General features: G+C 62.1%; 16 protein-coding genes. 11 read left to right on the plus strand and 5 right to left on the minus strand.

The features are described from left to right. Positions 1 to 21 precede the first annotated feature (21 nt). From minC to AB5I78_RS20425, 8 genes are all read left to right on the plus strand, one after another. Positions 22 to 759: a septum site-determining protein MinC gene (gene minC, locus AB5I78_RS20390; protein WP_106576509.1), complete on the plus strand. Its 738-nt coding sequence runs from the start codon at positions 22 to 24 to the stop codon at positions 757 to 759. A gap of 198 nt (positions 760 to 957) precedes the next feature. Next, positions 958 to 1,770 carry a septum site-determining protein MinD gene (gene minD, locus AB5I78_RS20395; protein WP_003175251.1) on the plus strand — a complete coding sequence of 271 codons (813 nt, stop codon included), beginning with the start codon at positions 958 to 960 and terminating at the stop codon, positions 1,768 to 1,770. Positions 1,771 to 1,773: 3 nt separating this feature from the next. After that, positions 1,774 to 2,028, plus strand: a complete 255-nt coding sequence (minE, locus tag AB5I78_RS20400) for a cell division topological specificity factor MinE (RefSeq protein ID WP_003175252.1) — start codon at positions 1,774 to 1,776, stop codon at positions 2,026 to 2,028. A gap of 96 nt (positions 2,029 to 2,124) precedes the next feature. Continuing rightward, on the plus strand, positions 2,125 to 2,760 hold the full coding sequence (locus AB5I78_RS20405) for an RluA family pseudouridine synthase (protein ID WP_106576508.1): 636 nt from the start codon (positions 2,125 to 2,127) through the stop codon (positions 2,758 to 2,760). Between the two features lie 172 nt (positions 2,761 to 2,932). Beyond that, positions 2,933 to 4,222, plus strand: coding sequence for a M18 family aminopeptidase (locus AB5I78_RS20410; protein ID WP_145158799.1), 1,290 nt, complete (start codon positions 2,933 to 2,935; stop codon positions 4,220 to 4,222). Positions 4,223 to 4,467: 245 nt separating this feature from the next. Continuing rightward, a complete protein-coding gene (locus tag AB5I78_RS20415) occupies positions 4,468 to 4,644 on the plus strand; it encodes a hypothetical protein (RefSeq protein WP_369301225.1) in 177 nt (58 codons plus the stop codon). A gap of 72 nt (positions 4,645 to 4,716) precedes the next feature. Then, positions 4,717 to 6,882, plus strand: a complete 2,166-nt coding sequence (locus AB5I78_RS20420) for a mechanosensitive ion channel family protein (protein WP_145158801.1) — start codon at positions 4,717 to 4,719, stop codon at positions 6,880 to 6,882. Between the two features lie 16 nt (positions 6,883 to 6,898). After that, a complete protein-coding gene (locus AB5I78_RS20425) occupies positions 6,899 to 8,245 on the plus strand; it encodes an amidohydrolase (protein WP_369301226.1) in 1,347 nt (448 codons plus the stop codon). 112 nt (positions 8,246 to 8,357) lie between these two features. On the opposite strand, the gene AB5I78_RS20430 is transcribed toward AB5I78_RS20425, so the two are convergent. From AB5I78_RS20430 to AB5I78_RS20450, 5 genes are all read right to left on the minus strand, one after another. Beyond that, positions 8,358 to 8,582: an MbtH family protein gene (locus tag AB5I78_RS20430; RefSeq protein ID WP_028617283.1), complete on the minus strand. Its 225-nt coding sequence runs from the start codon at positions 8,580 to 8,582 to the stop codon at positions 8,358 to 8,360. Positions 8,583 to 8,665: 83 nt separating this feature from the next. Further along, positions 8,666 to 10,078: an aspartate aminotransferase family protein gene (locus tag AB5I78_RS20435; protein ID WP_369301227.1), complete on the minus strand. Its 1,413-nt coding sequence runs from the start codon at positions 10,076 to 10,078 to the stop codon at positions 8,666 to 8,668. Positions 10,079 to 10,945: 867 nt separating this feature from the next. Next, the gene (locus AB5I78_RS20440; protein ID WP_369301228.1) at positions 10,946 to 11,713 is read right to left on the minus strand and encodes an N-acetylmuramoyl-L-alanine amidase; all 768 of its coding nucleotides are present in this window, start codon (positions 11,711 to 11,713) and stop codon (positions 10,946 to 10,948) included. A 123-nt stretch (positions 11,714 to 11,836) separates the two neighbouring features. After that, positions 11,837 to 13,156, minus strand: a complete 1,320-nt coding sequence (locus tag AB5I78_RS20445; RefSeq protein ID WP_242195561.1) for an ATP-binding protein — start codon at positions 13,154 to 13,156, stop codon at positions 11,837 to 11,839. Continuing rightward, positions 13,156 to 13,851: a response regulator gene (locus AB5I78_RS20450; protein ID WP_369301230.1), complete on the minus strand. Its 696-nt coding sequence runs from the start codon at positions 13,849 to 13,851 to the stop codon at positions 13,156 to 13,158. Before AB5I78_RS20450 ends, AB5I78_RS20445 begins: the two co-directional genes overlap by 1 nt. Before the next feature lie 177 nt (positions 13,852 to 14,028). Between AB5I78_RS20450 and dsbD the strand changes: the two genes are divergently transcribed. Genes dsbD through dsbG form a run of 3 tightly spaced genes read left to right on the plus strand, consistent with a single transcriptional unit; the run spans position 14,029 to position 17,338 of the window. Beyond that, on the plus strand, positions 14,029 to 15,756 hold the full coding sequence (gene dsbD / locus AB5I78_RS20455; RefSeq protein WP_369301231.1) for a protein-disulfide reductase DsbD: 1,728 nt from the start codon (positions 14,029 to 14,031) through the stop codon (positions 15,754 to 15,756). Continuing rightward, positions 15,756 to 16,601, plus strand: a complete 846-nt coding sequence (locus AB5I78_RS20460; RefSeq protein ID WP_106576499.1) for a TlpA disulfide reductase family protein — start codon at positions 15,756 to 15,758, stop codon at positions 16,599 to 16,601. Before dsbD ends, AB5I78_RS20460 begins: the two co-directional genes overlap by 1 nt. After that, positions 16,577 to 17,338 carry a thiol:disulfide interchange protein DsbG gene (gene dsbG / locus AB5I78_RS20465; RefSeq protein ID WP_106576498.1) on the plus strand — a complete coding sequence of 254 codons (762 nt, stop codon included), beginning with the start codon at positions 16,577 to 16,579 and terminating at the stop codon, positions 17,336 to 17,338. Before AB5I78_RS20460 ends, dsbG begins: the two co-directional genes overlap by 25 nt. Positions 17,339 to 17,365: the final 27 nt, after the last annotated feature.

Consider the following 17,365-nt stretch of genomic DNA (forward strand, 5'->3'; position numbering starts at 1 on the left):
GACAAGCCGCTTTTGCCGACCATGAGCCAAACCGAACCGCTAGACCAAGATCCCGTGTTCCAGCTGAAAGGCAGCATGCTCGCCATCACCGTGCTGGAACTGGCCCGCAATGACCTCGATGCCCTGGACCGCCAACTGGCCGCCAAGGTCGCCCTGGCGCCGAACTTCTTCAACAATGCCCCGCTGGTGTTGGCCCTGGACAAACTCCCGGCCGGCCAGGGCGCGATTGATTTGCCCGGGCTGATGCGCGTTTGCCGCTCGCATGGTTTGCGCACTCTGGCGATTCGCGCCAGCCGTATTGAAGACATCGCTGCGGCAATCGCTATTGAACTGCCAGTACTGCCGCCGTCGGGTGCCCGCGAGCGACCGCTGGACCCGAGCGAAGGTGAAGTGAAGAAAAAACCGGAGAAACCGCCGGAGCCCACCGTCAAGCCTACAAAGATCATCACCTCTCCCGTACGCGGCGGGCAGCAGATTTACGCCCAGGGCGGCGACCTGGTGGTGATCGCTCCCGTCAGTCCGGGTGCGGAACTTCTTGCCGATGGCAACATCCATGTATACGGCCCGATGCGCGGACGTGCCCTCGCCGGCATCAAGGGTGATACCAAGGCCCGTATTTTTTGCCAGCAGTTGACCGCTGAGCTAGTGTCCATCGCAGGCCAGTACAAGGTTTCAGAAGATTTGCGCCGTGATCCGCTGTGGGGGGCCGGGGTACAAGTCAGCCTGTCGGGCGATGTGTTGAACATCATCCGTCTTTAACGGATACTGCCGCATTTTCCAAGCATCTCTAGACTCTGATAGCACAGCGAAACCGGCAAGATTTGCGTAGGAATATTCGAAGTTGGCGTTTCCCTTGGGAAACCACATCTTTTCCTACAAAGGCTGTCCGCCTGCAGCGAGTTCCAAGAGATGTTTTTCAGGGGCTGAAAAGTCCTTTTTCCTTAGGGGTGAAACACCTTGGCCAAGATTCTCGTGGTTACATCCGGCAAGGGTGGTGTGGGTAAGACCACCACCAGCGCCGCTATCGGTACCGGCCTCGCTTTGCGCGGCCACAAGACAGTCATCGTCGACTTCGACGTCGGTTTGCGTAACCTCGACCTGATCATGGGCTGCGAGCGCCGCGTGGTGTACGACTTCGTCAACGTGGTGAACGGCGAAGCCAACCTGCAGCAGGCCCTGATCAAGGACAAGCGCCTTGAGAACCTGTACGTACTGGCCGCCAGCCAGACCCGCGACAAAGACGCGCTGACCAAAGAAGGCGTAGGCAAAGTCCTCGCCGAACTGAAAGAAACCTTCGAATACGTGGTGTGTGACTCGCCGGCCGGTATCGAAACCGGTGCTCACCTGGCAATGTACTTCGCCGATGAAGCCATCGTGGTGACCAACCCGGAAGTCTCCTCGGTACGTGACTCGGACCGCATGCTGGGCCTGTTGGCCAGCAAGTCCAAGCGCGCCGAAGAAGGCCAGGACCCGATCAAGGAGCACTTGCTGCTCACCCGCTACAACCCTGAGCGCGTCAGTAACGGCGAAATGCTTGGCGTTGAAGACGTGAAGGAAATCCTCGCAGTGACCCTGCTGGGCGTGATCCCGGAATCCCAGGCCGTCCTGAAGGCTTCCAACCAGGGCGTACCAGTGATTCTTGACGACCAGAGCGACGCCGGCCAGGCGTACAGCGATGCCGTTGATCGCTTGCTGGGCAAGACCGTGGAACATCGCTTCCTCGATGTTAAGAAGAAGGGATTCTTCGAGCGTATCTTTGGAGGCAACTAAACAATGAAATTTCTCGACTTCTTTCGCGCCAACAAAAAGCCAAGTACCGCGTCGGTAGCGAAAGAGCGTCTACAGATCATCGTGGCGCACGAACGCGGCCAACGCAGTACCCCGGACTACCTGCCAGCCTTGCAGAAGGAACTGGTCGAGGTGATCCGCAAGTACGTCAATATCGGCAACGATGACGTGCATGTCGCCCTGGAAAACGACGGCAGCTGCTCGATTCTGGAACTCAATATCACCCTGCCTGATCGTTAATCGAAAAGGCGGCCGCCACGGCGGCTCGGTCACCTTGATCCCTGTTGGGGAACCGGGTGGGCGAGCCGCCGTTGGCGTTTGTTACGAGGCTGTTTAATGCCGCTGTCCACTATCCATATCCTGCACCAGGACGACGCTGTCCTGGTGGTGAACAAGCCGACCCTGCTGCTCTCGGTGCCCGGCCGCGCCGATGACAACAAGGACTGCCTGATCACCCGCCTGCAGGAAAACGGCTACCCCGAAGCCCGCATTGTCCATCGCCTGGACTGGGAAACCTCAGGGATCATCCTGCTTGCGCGGGACGCCGATAGCCACCGCGAGCTGTCGCGCCAGTTTCACGACCGCGAAACCGAAAAAGCCTACACCGCCCTGGCGTGGGGCCAGCCGGCACTGGACAGCGGCAGCATCGACCTGCCCCTGCGCTACGACCCGCCGACCAAGCCACGCCACGTGGTCGACCACGAGTTCGGCAAACACGCGCTGACCTTCTGGAAGGTATTGGAGCGTTGCGGCGACTGGTGTCGCGTCGAGCTGACGCCGATCACCGGGCGTTCGCATCAGTTGCGCGTGCACATGCTGTCGATCGGGCATCCACTGTTGGGTGACGGCCTGTACGCCCATGAACAAGCCCTGGCCGCCTGGCCACGCCTGTGCCTGCACGCGAGCATGCTGAGCTTCACCCACCCGCAAAGCGGCGAGCGGCTGCGCTTCGAGTGCCCTGCGCCGTTCTGAGTGGGCAATGAGGTCAAAAATGTGGGAGCGGGCTTGCTCGCGAATGCGGTGTGCCAGTCATAGATAGGCTGGCTGATCCACCGCATTCGCGAGCAAGCCCGCTCCCACATTTGTTCTGTGCACTTCTTGCCGTCGAACGGTAAACTCCGCGCATTGCTGTCTGGAGCTATTTATGCGCGAAGCGTTGAATCAAGGCCTGATCGACTTCCTCAAGGCCTCCCCTACTCCTTTTCATGCCACTGCCGCCCTCGCCCAGCGCCTGGAAGCGGCCGGTTACCAGCGTCTCGACGAGCGCGAAACCTGGACCACCGAGGCCAACGGTCGTTACTACGTGACCCGTAACGATTCGTCGATCATCGCCTTCAAGCTCGGTCGCCACTCGCCGCTGCAAGGCGGGATTCGCCTGGTCGGCGCCCACACCGACAGCCCGTGCCTGCGCGTCAAGCCCCAGCCGGAGCTGCAACGCCAGGGCTTCTGGCAGTTGGGCGTGGAAGTCTACGGCGGCGCGCTGCTGGCGCCGTGGTTCGACCGCGACCTGTCGCTGGCCGGCCGCGTGACCTTCCGCCGTGACGGCAAAGTCGAAAGCCAACTGATCGACTTCAAGCTGCCCATCGCGATCATCCCCAACCTGGCCATTCACCTGAACCGTGAAGCCAACCAGGGCTGGGCGATCAATGCGCAGACCGAGCTGCCGCCGATCCTCGCGCAATTTGCCGGTGACGAACGCGTGGACTTTCGCGCCGTGCTCACCGAGCAACTGGCGCGCGAACATGGTTTGAACGCCGACGTGGTGCTCGACTACGAGCTGAGCTTCTACGACACCCAAAGCGCCGCGGTGATTGGCCTCAATGGTGACTTCATCGCCGGTGCGCGCCTGGACAACCTGCTGTCGTGCTACGCCGGCCTGCAAGCCTTGCTCACCAGCGAAACCGACGAAACCTGTGTGCTGGTGTGCAACGACCACGAAGAAGTCGGCTCCTGCTCGGCGTGCGGCGCCGATGGCCCGATGCTGGAACAGACATTGCGCCGCCTGTTGCCTGAGGGTGATGAATTCGTACGCACCATTCAGAAATCACTCTTGGTGTCGGCGGACAATGCTCACGGCGTGCACCCCAACTATGCCGAGAAACACGACGCCAACCACGGCCCGAAACTCAACGCGGGCCCGGTGATCAAGGTCAACAGCAACCAGCGCTACGCCACCAACAGCGAAACCGCCGGCTTCTTCCGCCACCTGTGCATGGCCCAGGAAGTGCCGGTGCAGAGCTTCGTGGTGCGCAGCGACATGGGCTGCGGCTCGACCATCGGCCCGATCACCGCCAGCCACCTGGGCGTGCGCACGGTGGACATCGGCCTGCCGACGTTTGCCATGCACTCGATCCGTGAGCTGTGCGGCAGCCATGACCTGGCGCACCTGGTGAAGGTACTCGGTGCGTTTTACGCGAGCCACGATCTGCCCTGATGTCAGGGCGCGACCATCGCAGGCAACCCGCGCCCCCACTTGATCTGTAAATACAGTCAAATGTGGGAGCGGGCTTGCCCGCGAAGGCGGTCCATCAGTGGGCAGATTCAGTCCCTGACACCGCATATTCGGGGGCAAGCCCCCTCCCACAGTCAGTTGTGGGTACACATGACCTGCATCATCTGCACTTTCCATAATCCGACCTAGACTTGTCAGTATTCCCACTCTGACAAGGCCGTCGCCCCATGATCTCCATGTCCTCCTTCCACGCCATGCTCATCCCGATCCTCATCGGCATGATCCTGCTGGCCGTCGGCTTCAACTTTCGCGACAAGCCGGTCAGCGTGTTTGGCATGTGGATTGGTATGCTGCTGATCCTCGGCACCGTGGTTTACAAGATCCTCGCCAAACTGGCGGAATGACAAATGCACTCGCATTGGGCATAACGGCCTCGTACACTCGGTCAATTCGTCGTTTTCAAGGTTGACCGCCTCGTGCTCTCGCGTCTTTTTGCTCTGCCCTGCTACTGCCTGATTGCCCTGCTGATGTTGCTGCCGATAGCGCCTGCCCAAGCCGTGAGCTTGCCCGGCCTGCTCGGCAGCGCCAACAAGACTCAACCCCAGGCCGATGTGCCGCTGGGGCAGTCGCTGGACGAGGTGATCAAGACCCTCGAAAACGACCAGCAGCGCACCCAGCTGTTGAGCGACCTGAAGAAACTGCGCGAAGCCACGCAAAAAGCCCAACCCGCCGCTGAACAAGGCGTGCTCGGGTTGATCGGCAGCACGCTGTCCGACCTCGAACAGCAGTTCTCCGGCGCCGACAGCCCGGTGCAACGCTGGTCCAACGAGGTCGAACTGGCCAAGGATGAACTGGGCGCCCTGATGCTGCCCGCCAGTGAATGGCTGCCGATCATCTTCGGTTTTGCCGTGATCCTGGCCGTGTGGAGCCTGCTGGCCGCCGCGCTGATCTGGCTCAGCCACCGTCTACGCGAACGCTTCGGGCTGCCCGAAGAACTGCCGCAACACCCGCGCACCTGGGACATGCTGCGCTTCGCCCTGCGCAAGTTGGGGCCGTGGCTGATCGCCTTGGTGATCACCGTTTACCTGAGCTACGCCCTGCCTTCGTCCCTGGGTAAATCCCTGGCGATGGTGCTGGCTTACGCGCTGGTGGTCGGCACCTGTTTCTCGGCGATCTGCGTGATTGCCTTCTCCGTACTCGACGGCCCGCACCGCCACCGGGCGCTGTATATCCTGCGTCACCAAGCCTTCCGTCCATTGTGGTGGATCGGCAGTTTCGCCGCCTTTGGCGAAGCCCTGAGCGACCCACGGCTGGTAACGGCCCTGGGCCAGCATCTGGCCCACACGGCGGCGACGGTCGCCAATGTGATGGCGGCGCTGTCCACCGGCGTGTTTATCCTGCGTTTTCGCCGGCCGATCGCGCACCTGATCCGCAACCAGCCGCTGTCGCGGCGCCTTACGCGCCGTGCCCTCACCGATACCCTGTCGATCATCGGCACCTTCTGGTACTTGCCGGCATTGTTGCTGGTGGGCATTTCATTGTTCGCCACCTTCCTGTCCGCCGGCGACACCAGCACCGCCTTGCGCCAGTCATTGTTGTGCACGGTGTTGCTGGTGTTGTGCATGGTCATCAACGGCCTGGTGCGCCGCCATGCGCTCAAGCCACAACGCGGGCACAAGCGCCACGCGCTGTACTCCGATCGCCTGAAAAGCTTCGTGTATACCCTGGCTCACTTAGTGGTGTGGCTGGTGTTTATCGAACTCGGCCTGCGCGTATGGGGCCTGTCGATGATTCGCTTTACCGAAGGCGACGGCCATGAAATCAGCGTCAAGCTGTTTGGCCTTGGCGGCACGCTGTTGTTTGCCTGGCTGATCTGGATCCTCAGCGACACCGCCATCCACCACGCCCTGACCCGCTCGCGCAAAGGCCTCGCGAACGCGCGTGCGCAGACGATGATGCCGTTGATCCGCAACGTGCTGTTTGTGACCATTTTCATCATCGCCGCCATCGTGGCGCTGGCGAACATGGGCATGAACGTTACGCCGCTGCTGGCCGGTGCCGGTGTGATCGGTATTGCCATCGGTTTTGGTGCACAGTCGCTGGTGGCGGACTTGATCACCGGCCTGTTCATCATCATCGAAGACTCGCTGGCCATCGACGACTACGTGGATGTCGGCGGCCACCTTGGCACCGTCGAAGGCCTGACCATCCGTACGGTGCGCCTGCGCGACATCGACGGCATCGTGCACACCATTCCGTTCAGCGAAATCAAGAGCATCAAAAACTACTCGCGGGAATTTGGCTACGCGATCTTCCGCGTGGCGATCCCCTACAACATGGAAATCGATGACGCGATCAAACTGATGCGCGATGTCGGCCAGAAAATGCGCAACGACCCACTGCAACGCCGCAACATCTGGTCGCCGCTGGAGATTCAGGGCGTGGAAAGCTTTGAGTCCGGCAGTGCGATCCTGCGGGCGCGGTTCAAGACCGCGCCGATCAAGCAGTGGGAAGTGTCGCGGGCGTTCAACCTGGCGCTCAAGCGTCAGCTGGATGAAGCCGGGCTCGACCTGGCGACGCCGCGCTTGAGTGTGCAGGTGGTCACTGCCGGCACCGTGCAGGAGAAAGAACCACAACAATAAAGAGGGAGAGGTACTTATGCGTTTGAACGGTCTGACACACCCATGGGTTTTCGGAATGCTCTGCGGGCTAACCAGCAGTGCAGTGATTGCCGCCAGCAGCGGCCAGGAGAGCGCCCGGGAGGAAATCGCCGCGCAGGCAAAAATCCTTGAACCGGCGTTACTGGAAACCCGCCGCGATATCCACGCCCACCCCGAACTGGGCAACACCGAAACGCGTACGGCCCAATTGGTTGCCAGGCAACTGCGCGACTTGGGCCTTGAGGTGAAAACCGGCGTGGCCCGCACCGGCGTCGTCGCCGTCCTCAAAGGTGCACTGCCCGGCCCAACCGTGGCCCTGCGCGCGGACATGGACGCGCTGCCGGTCAAGGAAGTCGCCGACCTGCCCTTCGCCTCCAAAGCCAAGGGCACCTACCTGGGCAAGGAAGTCGACGTGATGCACGCCTGCGGCCACGACGCCCACACCGCGATCCTGCTGAGCACGGCGAAGATTCTCACCGGCATGCGCGACCGTCTGCCAGGCACGGTGGTGTTTTACTTCCAGCCGGCCGAAGAAGGCCCAAGCGACTTTATCCCCGATGGCAAAAACACCTGGGGCGCGAAGATGATGGTGCAGGAAGGCGTGATGCAAGCGCCCAAGCCCGACGCCGTATTCGGCCTGCATGTGTGGGCCGGCGTGCCTGCCGGGCAAATCGCCTACCGCCCGGGCCCGACCCTGGCCAGCTCCGATGACCTGCGCATCAAGATCCTTGGCAAACAGACCCACGCCGGCCGCCCTTGGGACGGTATCGACCCGATCACCGTCGGCGCGCAGACCATTGTCGGCCTGCAAACCGTGGTCAGCCGTCGCACCGACATCTCGTCATTTCCATCGGTGGTGAGCATTGGCACCATCAACGGCGGCACGCGCTACAACATCATTCCCGAGTCGGTGGACATGAGCGGCACCATTCGCTCCTACGACTACGGCATTCGTCAGAAGCTGCACGCCGACGTGCGCCAGACGGTAGAGAAAATCGCCGAGAGTGGCGGCGCCAAGGCCGAAGTCACGATCATCGAGAAGTACGACCCGACCATCAATAACCCGGCGCTGACCGAGAGCATGCTGCCAAGCCTGCGCTGGGCGGCCAAGGATGATGTGGTGCAGGCCCCATTGGTGGGCGGCGCGGAGGACTTTTCGTTCTATGCCAAGCAAGCGCCGGGGCTGTTTGTGTTTCTGGGGGTGACGCCAAGGGATCAGGACATGAGCAAAGCGGCGCCGAATCATAATCCGGGCTTCTTTGTGGATGAGTCGGCGCTGGTGGTGGGGGTACGGACGTTGGCTTCGTTGGCGACGGATTACCTGTACACCAACCCACCGCAATAACGCTTTATGTGGGAGCGGGCTTGCTCGCGAGTGCGGTATGCCAGTCACTGAATGGGCTAGCTGATACACCGCATTCGCGAGCAAGCCCGCTCCCACATTGGATTGCAGCGTGTCAGCCCGCCAGCGCAGCGCCATCCATCTTCTGGCGCAGGCTCAGCGGGCGCATGTCGGTCCAGACTTCCTCGATGTAAGCCAGGCACTCTTTTTTCATGCCGCTCTTGCCCACGGTGCGCCAGCCTTCCGGCACGGCCTTGTAGTCGGGCCAGATGGAATACTGCTCTTCGTGGTTGACCACTACCTGAAACAGGATGTCGTCGCGGTCAAATACTGAGGTCATTGCTGTTCTCCATCGCTCATAGAACTGGCTGCGCACCACGCGCAGCGCCGATATCTGTAGAAACGTACCAAGCGTGCGAAAAATTAGAGGTTGGCGACCGCTGCCGCCAGGGCGCGGCCAAAGATCTCGGCAACGCGGTCGATTTCGGCGGCGGTGATCACCAGCGGCGGCAGGAAGCGCACCACACTGCCGTGCCGGCCGCCCAGCTCCAGAATCAGCCCACGCTTGAGGCATTCGCGCTGCACCAGCGGCGCCAGTTGGCGATGCACAGGCGGATGGCCCTGGATATCGACTGCGCCGCTCGGGTCGACCAGTTCCACGCCGAGCATCAGCCCACGTCCACGAATATCCCCCAACTGCGGGAAGTCGCGCTGCAGAATGCGCAGGTGCTCGCCAAGGCGTTCGCCCATGGCGGCGGCGTGGCCGGCCAGGTCGTGTTGCTTGAGGTAGCGCATCACCGCCGAGCCCGCCGCCATCGCCATCTGGTTGCCACGGAATGTTCCGGCATGTGCGCCCGGCAACCAAGTGTCGAGCCAGTCGCGATACACCACCACCGCCAGCGGCAAGCTGCCGCCGATGGCTTTGGACATCACCACCACGTCCGGGATGATGCCGGCGTGCTCGAAGGCAAACATCTTGCCGGTGCGCCCGAAGCCGCTCTGGATCTCATCGACGATCAGCGCCACACCGGCTTGCTCGGTGATGCGGCGCAGGCCGCGCAGCCAGTCGAGATCGGCCGGGATCACGCCACCTTCGCCCTGCACCACTTCGACAATCACTGCCGCCGGCAACAACACGCCGGCTTCCGGGTCATTGAGCAGGTTTTCCAGGTAATGCAGGTTGACCCGCACGCCTTCGGCGCCGCCCAGGCCGAAGGGGCAACGGTAGTCGTAAGGGTAAGGCAGAAATTGCACGCCATTGCCGAGCAAAGCGCCCAAGGGCTTTTTCGGCCCCAGGCTGCCCATCAGGCTCAGCGCGCCTTGGCTCATGCCATGATAACCGCCCTGGAAAGACAACACGGTGCTGCGCCCGGTGGCGGTGCGCACCAGCTTCAGTGCGGCTTCGACGGCATCGGTGCCGGTGGGGCCGCAGAACTGAATTTTCGCTTCACGTGCCAGGTCGGTCGGCAGCAGGCCGAACAGGTCCTGCACGAACTGGTCTTTCACCGGAGTGGTCAGGTCGAGGGTGTGCAGCGGCAGTTCGTCGCTCAGAACCTGCTGAATGGCTTCGATCACCACCGGGTGGTTGTGGCCCAACGCCAGGGTGCCAGCGCCGGCCAGGCAGTCGATGAAACGACGGCCTTCAACGTCTTCCACATAGATGCCCTTGGCACGCTTGAGCGCCAGGGGGATACGCCGAGGGTAGCTGCGGGCGTTGGACTCCTGCTGGCGTTGGCGGGCCAGTATCGGGGTTTCTTCGAATTGGTAGAGTGTTTCTGCGCACGCCGGGCTGGCGTGCACCGGGGCGTCTCCGATACGGCTGGTAGCGACTGACATCTCTCGATCCCTCAATACGCGGGTGGGGTGACCAAACTGGCGATCCGCGCGCGCGCGGATTTCATGTTCTGGAGACGCACCAGGCGGTGGGGGATTTAGGCTTGTTGTGGTTTTTTGAGGTGGGGCATATCCGGTTTTTTGGTGATGGCGGGCGGGGGTTTCGCCCGTACGGCGGCCTAGTGGTTAGATCAAAAGCGAAAGCGAGGCGGCCTGACAGTTGACCTGATTCTTGAAGGCAGAACTCAATTCAATGTGGGAGCTGGCTTGCCTGCGATGGCATCAACCCGGTGTACCTGATGGACCGAGGTGCCTGCATCGCAGGCAAGCCAGCTCCCACAGAAAAGCAAAGCAGTGCGGTGCTGGCGGTCTGTACTCGGTCGACTTGTGGGAGCGGGCTTGCTCGCGAAGGTGGTGGGTCAGTTACACATGAGCTGACTGACCCACCGCATTCGCGGGCAAGCCCGCTCCCACATTTGGATCTCTGTGCATCAGATAGAGGTGTGTTGCTGTGCTTTTGCTTCTACCACTCAGGTCGGCTTTCGGGCCGCCGTGCTTTTGATCTTGCTTGTGATCTGACAGGCCCCGTCAACCACGCTGGCCGAACGCAGGCTTGAATCCGTGGGTAACCCGGCAGGACGCCGGGTTAGCCGTGTTGGGCCATGGATGGCCCGTCGCGGCGGCCCACGGATTCAAGCCTGCGTTCGGGCATGCCGAGCCTAAGCGAGGCACCGAGTGGTGGGGCAAAGACCTTTTGGTTACTTTTGGCTGGGCCGGCATTCCGGGCGTTTGCCAAAAGTGACCCGCTGTAAGAGCGGAACCGCCAGCCGCCGTTACCGCAGCAACGGATATGCCCCCCAAATAAAGCGCTCAAATCCCCCGATACCGATCATTCAACGCATACAAAATCGCACACGTCTCCCCATCCAAAACCCCACCATAATCCCGACTCCGAAAGTGCATCTGAAACGCCCGCGTCCGCAGCTCAAACGCCCGGCGATTCTGGGCCGGCTTATACCCATACCGCTGAAACGCCCGCTCTACCTCAACCTCCGGCGGCAACCCAAGACAAAACCGCCGCTGATACATGCCCCGCGTCGTCTCATCAAACCAGGCCCCGACCCCAGCCTCGAACAAGCACCGCCAAGGCAACCGAGGCCCCGGATCGCTCTTGCGCCAATAGGCAACATCCGAATGCCCAAGCACATCGGCAGGCCCAATCTGCGGATAGCGCCCAAGCACATCGCGAACCAACGCAATCAACACATCAACCTGTTCTTCGCCATACGCTGGAAACGTAAACACGCCCCCCTCATCCCGCGCCAAATTAACAATCTCGACACCAATCGACCGGCTATTGAGATCATCCCGCCCACCCCAATAACTGACCCCGGCATGCCACGCACGCTTATCCTCGTCCACCAGCCGAAACACGCGCAATTCGTCATGGCCGGTGGCGCGGTAGCCAGGGTCATCCGGATCGGGCAGCAAGTAGTGAGCGCTGACACCCTCTTGTGTGAGCGTACGCAGGGATGAAGCAAAAGGCGCCGCGGTGTAATGCAAAACCACCTGCTGCACGGGCTCAGCGTTACGCTCATTGAAACCCCTGGCGGGGAAACTGCTATCGACCACCAACATAAGAACCGTCCTTTTCAGTACAGGCCGAGTCATTCAGCCCGCTCAAGCGCAAAAAAATTACCGCCATCCTGAAGGGAAGAATGTCAGGCGGGCGGTAACTATTTGGTGCTTGAAGAAAAGTGCTCAGCGCCGCAACGGCATCCCCAGATCGACCCGTAAACCATCTGCCTGACTGTCGAATTTCAGCGAGCAGGAGCAGCGCTGCACGATCGCCTGCACGATCGCCAGACCCAGCCCACAGCCCTCGCTGCTGCCATTGCGCCAGAAACGTTGGGTCAGGTATTGCAGGTCCTCACTGGAAATCTGCTTGCCATGATCACGCACGCGGAACACCACCGTGTCGGCAGTGGTGAACACACTCAGCTCCACCCGGGTATCACCCGGCGTATGGCGCAGCGCGTTATCCAGCAGGTTGCGCAAGGCCGCGACCGCCAGGGCCACTGGCATTTCCACCGGGGTATCGGTGAGGTTGGCCGACAGGATCAGGTCGATACGCCGGTTGTCGCCGGCGTTGGCATCCTGGATCGCCAGCCGCGCGACCTGTTCGGCGCTCGATTGCAGGCCGTCATCGAACGACAGGCTGCCTTCCACCCGCGCCAGCAGCAGCAATTGCTCAAGGGTGCGATGCAGGCGGTCAGCGCCCTCCTCGGCGTGGGCCAGGGACTGATCACGCGCCGCGCCGTCGGTCATGCGCGCCACTTGCAGGTGGGTCTTGATCGCCGTCAGCGGGCTGCGCAACTCATGCGCGGCATCACCGGTGAGGCGGCGCTCACGCTCGATGGTCTTGGCGATGCGTTGCAACAGTTGGTTCTGGGTGTCGAGCAGCGGTTTTAGCTCGCTGGGCAGAGGGTGAATCTGCAAGGGTTCGAGCGAATCGGCGCTGCGGCGCATCAACGCGTCACGCATGCGGTTGAGCGGCAGCAGGCTCTGGCCGATGCCCAGCCACAGCAGGCACAGGCAACCCAGCAAGGCCACGCCGACCGGCACCGAAGCCGCCAGCAGGATCGACAGGTTCAGCGCCTCGCGCTCCACCTGACGGTCGGCCGTGGTGATCAACAAGTCACCCCGGGACAGGGTGAAACTGCGCCAGCCGACGCCGTCGATGACTTGATCGCGAAAGCCACTCTTGCGCGACTCCAGGCCTTCATCCGGGGTCATGTGGCTGCGCGCCAGAATTTCCCCACGCAGGGAGCTGACCTGGCAAGCCATGCCACCCGGCACATTCAGTTGCTCGGTGCGCAGGTGCGTACCGCCGCTCACACTGGCCAGGCCCGGCATCTGCTCGGTCAGCCCCGCGACCATGCGCGCGGACGCCACCAGACGCTGGTCGAGGGAGAACATCATCTGGTTGCGCAGATCGTTGAGCATCCAGGCCGCCGCCAGCAGCCAGATCAGCACGAAAGCAGCGCCCAGCTTGAATGTCAGGCGCAGGCGCAGGCTCATCACGAGGCGTGTTCTCCATCATCGGCCACGCCACCATCGGCCGTGCCCAGGCGATAACCGAGGCCGCGTACGGTCTCGACGATGCCGTTGCCCAATTTGCGCCGCAGGTGATGGATATGCACGTTGAGGGCGTTACTTTCCAGTTCGTCGTTAAAACCGTAGACGCTGTCCTTGAGCTGTTCGCTGGACAGCACCCGGCCTTTGTTATGCAACAAGGCCTGCAACAACGCTTGTTCGCGACGGGAAAGATCCACCGGCTCGCCGCCCAGGAAGGTTTCGCGGCTGCTGGGGTCGTAGGCGAGGCGGCCGTGTTCGATCAGGTTGACCCGGCGCCCCGCCACCCGCCGCAGCAGGGTTTGCAGGCGGGCGGCAAGCTCGCGCAGGTCGAAGGGCTTGAGCAGGTAATCGTCGGCACCGGCTTGCAGGCCGTCGACACGGTTGGTCACAGAATCGCGCGCCGTCAGAATCAGCACCGGAATCTCCAGCCCCTGGCTGCGCTGTTGTTGCAGCAGCTTGAGGCCGTCTTCGTCGGGCAAACCGAGGTCGAGCACCATGATGTCGAACGTGGCCGCCTTGAGCATCGCCCGTACAGCCGCGGCCGTGGCCACGCGTTCGACGGTAAAGCCCTGAGCGCCGAGGCCGGCCACGATGCCGCTGGCGATCAGTTCGTCGTCTTCACAGACCAGTACGTGCATGGTGAACCCTTCATGAAAGATGGGGAGAATTAAAGGTGCAACGGATTAAGCGCCGATTATGCCGTGAAAAGAGGCGCGCTCAGACACGCCCTTCACTTTAGAATAGCCCCCGGTTAATCATCGGTTAATCAACGCCACACATTGTGTCCCTAACTTGCACCAAACTAAGGCTTGACCATGCGGCATCTGTTTACCTTTCTACTGGTAATGTTCGCGGGATTCGCCCAGGCCGCGCCGGGCAACCCTTTTGAAAGCAAACCCGATTTCCTCCCGGTGGGCAAAGCCTTCACCTTTACCTCCGAACGCCTGGAGTCTGGCGAGACCCAGCTGTATTGGCAGATTGCCGACGGTTACTACCTGTACCAGCAACGCATGAAGTTCGACGGCCTGGCCGACAAACCGGCGTTACCGCAGGGCGAAGCCCACAGCGATGAGTTCTTCGGTGAGCAGCAAGTGTATCGCCAGGGCCTGGAAGTGAAGATTCCGGCCGGCGCCACCGGCCAGGTCAAGCTCGGCTGGCAGGGCTGTGCCGATGCGGGCCTGTGCTACCCGCCGCAGTCGATCACCGTGGACCTGGGCGGCAACCCCGCCGTCGCCGCCACCGCACAAGCCCAGGACCAGAGCCTGGCCAGCGGCCTGCAACAGCGCAGCCTGGGCTGGAGCCTGCTGGTGTTCTTTGGTCTGGGCCTGCTGCTGGCATTTGCCCCGTGTTCGCTGCCGATGCTGCCGATTCTCGCAGGCCTGGTGGTCGGCAGTGGCGCGAGCCCGCGTCGTGGTTTTGCCCTGGCCAGCAGCTACGTGATATGCATGGCGCTGGTATATGCAGCGCTGGGCGTACTGGCCGCGCTGCTCGGCGGCAACCTCGCTGCATGGCTGCAAACGCCGTGGATTCTTGGCAGTTTCGCCGCGCTGTTTGTGATCCTCGCGCTGCCAATGTTTGGTTTCTTTGAACTGCAATTGCCGGCCTTCCTGCGTGATCGCCTGGACAACGTCAGCCGTCAGCAAAGCGGCGGCAGCCTGGTAGGCGCCGGCGTGCTCGGTGCGCTCTCCGGCTTGCTGGTGGGGCCGTGCATGACTGCGCCACTGGCCGGCGCGCTGCTGTATATCGCCCAGAGCGGCAATGCGCTGCACGGTGGCCTGATTCTCTTCGCCATGGGCATCGGCATCGGCATCCCGCTGTTGCTGCTGGTGACGGTGGGCAACCGCTTCCTGCCGAAACCGGGCACTTGGATGAACGTGCTCAAGGGCGTCTTCGGCTTCCTGTTCCTGGGCACCGCAGTGCTGATGATTCGCCCGGTGGTCGGCGAAAGCCTGTGGCTCGGCCTGTGGGGCGTATTGGCCCTGGTGATGGCTTACTGCGGCTGGGGCCTGGCGCGCGAATACGGGCTGGCGGCCAAAGTGTTTGGCGCAGGCTCCCTGGTGCTGGGCCTGTGGGGCGCAGTGCTGGTGGTGGGCGCGGCCGGTGGCAGCGACGACCTCTGGCAACCGCTGAAAGTCTACGGTGGCTCGCGGGTTGCCGCCGCACCGAGCGCCCATGACGCGTTCATGACCATCAATGACCCGGCCGTGCTGCAAACCCAGCTCGACAGTGCCAAGGCCCAGGGCCAATGGGTGCTGGTGGATTACTATGCCGACTGGTGCGTGTCGTGCAAGATCATGGAAAAACAGGTATTCGGCAAACCGGAGGTGATGGACGCCCTTAAAGATGTGCGCCTGCTGCGCCTCGACGTCACCGCCGACAACGCTGCCAGCCGTGAGCTGCTGGGTCGCTACAAGGTGCCGGGGCCACCGAGCTTTGTGTGGATCGGCCCCAACGGTGAAGAACGTCGCGCCCAACGCATCACCGGCGAAGTGGATGCCGCCGCCTTCCTGCAACGCTGGACGCAAACCCGAGACGCACGCTGATGCTGACCCTGACCATCGGCACCTTTGCCATCGCCCTGAATCACATCCTGCTGATCAGCGCGTTGATTCTCGCCACCCTGGTGGGCTGGCGGGTGGCCAAGCGTGGCGGCGAAAACCCCGAATCGGTGCTGTTCACCCTGTTCCTGCTGGGCATGCTGGCCGCGCGCGTCAGCTTTGTCGTGATGTACTGGAGCGATTACAGCCGCGATCCTCTGCAGATGGTCGACCTGCGCGACGGCGGTTTCCTCGCCTGGCCCGGCGTGATTGCACTGGTACTCGGCGCACTGTTGTACGGCTGGCGCCGCCCTGCCCTGCGCAAACCGTTGAGCGCCGGGGTGGTCACGGGCTTGGTGTTCTGGGGCCTGACCAGTTTATCGCTGAGCCTGTACGACAAAGGCGCGCAACTGCCGGACATCACCTTGCGCAACGCCAATGGCGACGTGGTGCAACTGGCCGACTACAAAGGCGGCCCGCTGGTGATCAACCTCTGGGCCACCTGGTGCCCACCGTGCCGCCGGGAAATGCCGGTACTGGAGCGCGCCCAGCACCAGCGCCCCGACGTGACCTTCCTGTTCGTCAACCAGGCCGAAAGCATGCAAAGCGTCAGCACCTTCCTCGCGACCCAAGGCCTGACCCTCGATAACGTATTGTTTGACGCCAGCGGCCGACTCGGCCAGGCCGTGGGCTCCATGGCCTTGCCGACCACGCTGTTCTACCAAGCCGATGGGCGCCTGATCAACAGCCACCTCGGTGAGCTGTCCCAAGCCAGCCTGGCCCGTGCCATGGAACCCTTCGACACCGCCCCTGAAAGGAAACCGACATGCCAAGCCTCCGCCACCTGCTGACCCTGCTGCCGCTGACGCTCGCGGCCACCCTGGCCCAGGCCGAAGACTGGCCGGCACCGATCAAACAGATCGAAGCCAAAGGCGCCAAGATCCTCGGCAAGTTCGATGCGCCCAGCGGCCTCACCGGCTACGCCGCGCAGTACCAGAACCGTGGCATGGCGCTGTACCTGACCGCCGACGGCAAAAGTGTGATTGCCGGCAACCTGTACGACGCCGAAGGTAAAGACCTGAGCAGCGCGCCCCTGGAAAAACTGGTGTATGCGCCGATGGCCAAGGAAGTCTGGGCCAAGATGGAACACAGCAACTGGATTCAGGACGGCGATAAAAACGCGCCACGTATCGTCTACCTGTTCAGCGACCCCAACTGCCCTTACTGCAACATGTTCTGGGAACAGGCACGGCCGTGGGTAAAAGCCGGCAAGGTGCAGTTGCGCCATATCATGGTGGGCATTATCCGCGAGGACAGCCCAGGCAAGTCGGCTGCGCTGTTCGCCGCCAAAGACCCGCAAAAAGCCCTGGAAGAACACGAAGCCGCCGGCAAAGGCAGCAAATTGCAGGCGTTGGACAAGATCCCGGCGGACATCGAAGCCAAGCTCGATGCCAACATGAAGTTGATGGAAGAGCTGGAATTGTCGGCGACGCCGGCGATTTTCTATCTGGATGACAAGGGCGGGTTGCAGCAACAGCAAGGCGCGCCGTCGCCGGACAAGCTGGCGAAGATTCTGGGACCCAAGTAATCGACGTTTCCCTAAGACTGTTTCGGG

The organism is Pseudomonas sp. N2-3-1-14, from assembly GCF_041228395.1.
Lineage (GTDB): Bacteria > Pseudomonadota > Gammaproteobacteria > Pseudomonadales > Pseudomonadaceae > Aquipseudomonas.